A 2,831-nucleotide genomic window follows, 5' to 3' on the forward strand; every position below is an offset into this window, starting at 1 on the left:
CAGGATTGACAGAAATTTCTGTTGTGCCTTGGTTGCTACTTTCGGTAATATGTCATTAATGCTATTCATTTGGTGCTTTGATTCATTACTTGCACCTTATCCGATGAATAGCTTTTTTGTTCCCCTTTTTTTATGTCCGAAGTATTGGTAGAGACGAATAAACATTTTTTTACCTGTCTCAGTCTGCCTAAGGTTTTTCTTGAGGAAGTTATGCTGACTGCACAAAGTTTGACCGTTCTCAATGGTAGCTAAACCGCCCATATCTTTAGGTTTAATATGATCGACATGAAGTTCTACTCCATTCTCTCGACCTGCTCCACAAATTACACATTTGTAGCCATCTCGCTTTAAAATTTCTTTTTTTTGAGCAATTGTAAAATCTTGTTGTTGCTTATTTTGAGCATATTGAGGATCGTATTTATAAATACCTTTTGCTATTTTTTGCAAAAAACCTCTTTGATATAAGGATCTAATGCCTCTATCGGGATCTCTAAATATTTTTCCAGTACGCTCTAGATATGTTGAAGTCACCCAATCAACAACATCTTTAGTATGTATTTCAACATCAGGATACATTTCAAAGTATTCTTTAATAATACTGATTTGAGCTAAACTTTGCTCTTTCTCTTTAGATCTATCATTTTCATCATTATTAGGCACTGATTAATCTCCTTCTAGGGTTGAAATTATCTGAAATAACTTTATTCTTTCCTAGGCATTTAACTAAGTTTATAGCAACTTGTCGAACAACTGTAACTGCAACCGAATTACCAAACTGTCTGTACATTTGGGTTCTAGAAACAGGAATGATAAAGCCTAGGGGATATCCCATAATTGATTTGCATTCATTCTCACTAAGCAGTCTAATTCCAGTTTCTCCATCTTTAACAAAAGTCCCTGTCAATCTTTGGATTTTGTGATAAGTAGAGCATAGTGTTTTGACTTGAATCTTAGAGTTACGATCAATTAGCTCTGGTTTTCCATCATCTAGTTTAAATAAATATGAATCTTGTAAGTGCTTAGATATTGAATAACCACTTATATTTTCTTCTACATAGGAGCCTATATATTCTTTTTGTTTAATAGGAGAAGGAAATATAAAACTAGGCACATCTTTGGAAACATCTTCAGATATACCTACTATAAATATTCTCTTTCTAACTTGTGGTACTCCATAGTCTTTGGCATCTAGAATATTCCAAAAGACATGATATCTAACATCAGGTTGACTAAAAAAAAGATATTGTCCATTTATAGATACGGATAAAGTATCCAATATGATTTTTAAAGTTTTCCCGCTATCATGGGTTACGAGTCCTTCAACATTTTCTAAAATAAAAGCTTTAGGCTTTTTCTCCTTTAATATCTTAACCACGTCATAAAATAACGTTCCTTGTGTCGGATGTTCAAATCCTTCACGTTTGCCAATTGAACTAAATGGTTGACAGGGAAACCCAGCAGTTAATATATCAATATCTGGAATTGCAGATGGTTCAATCTGAGTAATATCTCCGTAGGGAATATCGCCAAAATTAGCTTTGTATGTCATCTGTGCATATTTATCCCATTCAGAAGAAAAAGCACATTCGCCGCCTATACTCTCTAGAGCAAGCCTAAATCCGCCGATACCAGCAAATAAATCTGCAAAAACAAAACTCATTGTTATTTTTAAATCTCTACCACTGTTCACTATACACGCTATCGATTTATCAATGCGATCACCCACAAACCACGATCGCCCAATCACCAAAAAAACACGATCGCCAAATCACTCACCCAAAAACGCGATCGCCAAATCACTCACCCCAAAACGCGATCGCCCCCTACCCAAAACGCGATCGCCCAATCACCCAACCAAAACGCGATCGCCCATTCATCCCACCACTAAAACACAATCGCCCAATCACTCCAATAAAATAGCTCTTGTGCTAAGCTTTAGCAACGTGATTGTAAGCAAATATGAACTATCGAAGCATCATCACAATTGAGCCAGATAAGCGCGGTGGAAAGCCTTGCATTAGGCGGATGCGTATTACTGTATATGATGTTTTAGGATGGTTAGCTTCGGGAATGTCTCATGCAGAAATTTTAGATGACTTTCCAGAATTGACAGAGCAGGATATTAGGGCTTGTTTAGAGTTTGCTGCGGATAGAGAACATAGATTGATGGCTTTTGTGGGTGCTGCGTGAGGTTGCTTTTTGATCAAAATTTGAGTCGCAAGCTGGTAGGAAGATTAGCTGATATTTTTCCTGATTGTAGCCATGTTCAGTTTCATGATTTAGCTGATAAAACTGATACTGAGATATGGGAATTCGCTAAAGTCAATAATTTTTTTATCGTGACTCAAGATGCGGATTTTGCGGAGAGAAGTCGTTTGTATGGTTCGCCTCCAAAGGTGATTTGGTTGCGTTGTGGAAATGTGCCAACGAGTCAGGTCGAACAAATATTAAGGGCTGGAGGTGAGGTAATTCAGGAGTTGGAAGATACTGCAAATATAGACTGTCTTGAGCTTTACTAAACGCGATCGCCCAACCACTCACCAAAAACACGATCGCCCGACCACTCACCAAAAACGCGATCGCCCAATCCCCATCCCCAAAATGCGATCTCTCAATAAACTTAATAACAGTTATTGCTATTTACTGTTATTGCAGCGAGAATATTAAAGTCAAGATTATTAGAGCAATACTTCGGACATAAAAAAAGGGGAACAAAAAAGCTATTCATCGGATAAGGTGCAAGTAATGAATCAAAGCACCAAATGAATAGCATTAATGACATATTACCGAAAGTAGCAACCAAGGCACAACAGAAATTTCTGTCAATCCTG

6 protein-coding genes are annotated in these 2,831 nt (G+C 37.2%); 4 read left to right on the top strand and 2 right to left on the bottom strand.

The features are described from left to right. Positions 1–96: 96 nt before the first annotated feature. Both H6F44_RS22525 and H6F44_RS22530 read right to left on the bottom strand, forming a co-directional pair. The gene (locus H6F44_RS22525; protein WP_190353323.1) at positions 97–576 is read right to left on the bottom strand and encodes an HNH endonuclease; all 480 of its coding nucleotides are present in this window, start codon (positions 574–576) and stop codon (positions 97–99) included. 76 nt (positions 577–652) lie between these two features. After that, positions 653–1,726, bottom strand: a complete 1,074-nt coding sequence (locus H6F44_RS22530; protein ID WP_322096287.1) for a DNA cytosine methyltransferase — start codon at positions 1,724–1,726, stop codon at positions 653–655. Between H6F44_RS22530 and H6F44_RS22535 the strand changes: the two genes are divergently transcribed. From H6F44_RS22535 to H6F44_RS22550, 4 genes are read left to right on the top strand one after another with little or no spacing between them, the layout of a single operon-like run. Further along, positions 1,713–1,988, top strand: a complete 276-nt coding sequence (locus H6F44_RS22535; RefSeq protein ID WP_190353319.1) for a hypothetical protein — start codon at positions 1,713–1,715, stop codon at positions 1,986–1,988. The genes H6F44_RS22530 and H6F44_RS22535 overlap by 14 nt on opposite strands. Continuing rightward, a complete protein-coding gene (locus H6F44_RS22540) occupies positions 1,960–2,190 on the top strand; it encodes a DUF433 domain-containing protein (protein WP_190353320.1) in 231 nt (76 codons plus the stop codon). The genes H6F44_RS22535 and H6F44_RS22540 overlap by 29 nt, the downstream gene beginning before the upstream one ends. Beyond that, the gene (locus H6F44_RS22545; RefSeq protein WP_190353321.1) at positions 2,187–2,519 is read left to right on the top strand and encodes a DUF5615 family PIN-like protein; all 333 of its coding nucleotides are present in this window, start codon (positions 2,187–2,189) and stop codon (positions 2,517–2,519) included. Before H6F44_RS22540 ends, H6F44_RS22545 begins: the two co-directional genes overlap by 4 nt. Then, entirely contained in the window at positions 2,506–2,667 is a 162-nt protein-coding gene (locus H6F44_RS22550; RefSeq protein ID WP_190353322.1) for a hypothetical protein, read from the top strand. Before H6F44_RS22545 ends, H6F44_RS22550 begins: the two co-directional genes overlap by 14 nt. Positions 2,668–2,831 lie beyond the last annotated feature (164 nt).

This window comes from Pseudanabaena cinerea FACHB-1277, assembly GCF_014696345.1.
Taxonomy (GTDB): domain Bacteria; phylum Cyanobacteriota; class Cyanobacteriia; order Pseudanabaenales; family Pseudanabaenaceae; genus Pseudanabaena; species Pseudanabaena cinerea.

What these genes read in the sequence shown, in the direction of transcription:
- H6F44_RS22525 (WP_190353323.1), bottom strand. Translation starts at nt 576, where the DNA reads ATGTATCCTGATGTTGAAATACATACTAAAGATGTTGTTGATTGGGTG.
- H6F44_RS22535 (WP_190353319.1), top strand. Translation starts at nt 1,713, where the DNA reads ATGCGATCACCCACAAACCACGATCGCCCAATCACCAAAAAAACACGA.
- H6F44_RS22540 (WP_190353320.1), top strand. Translation starts at nt 1,960, where the DNA reads ATGAACTATCGAAGCATCATCACAATTGAGCCAGATAAGCGCGGTGGA.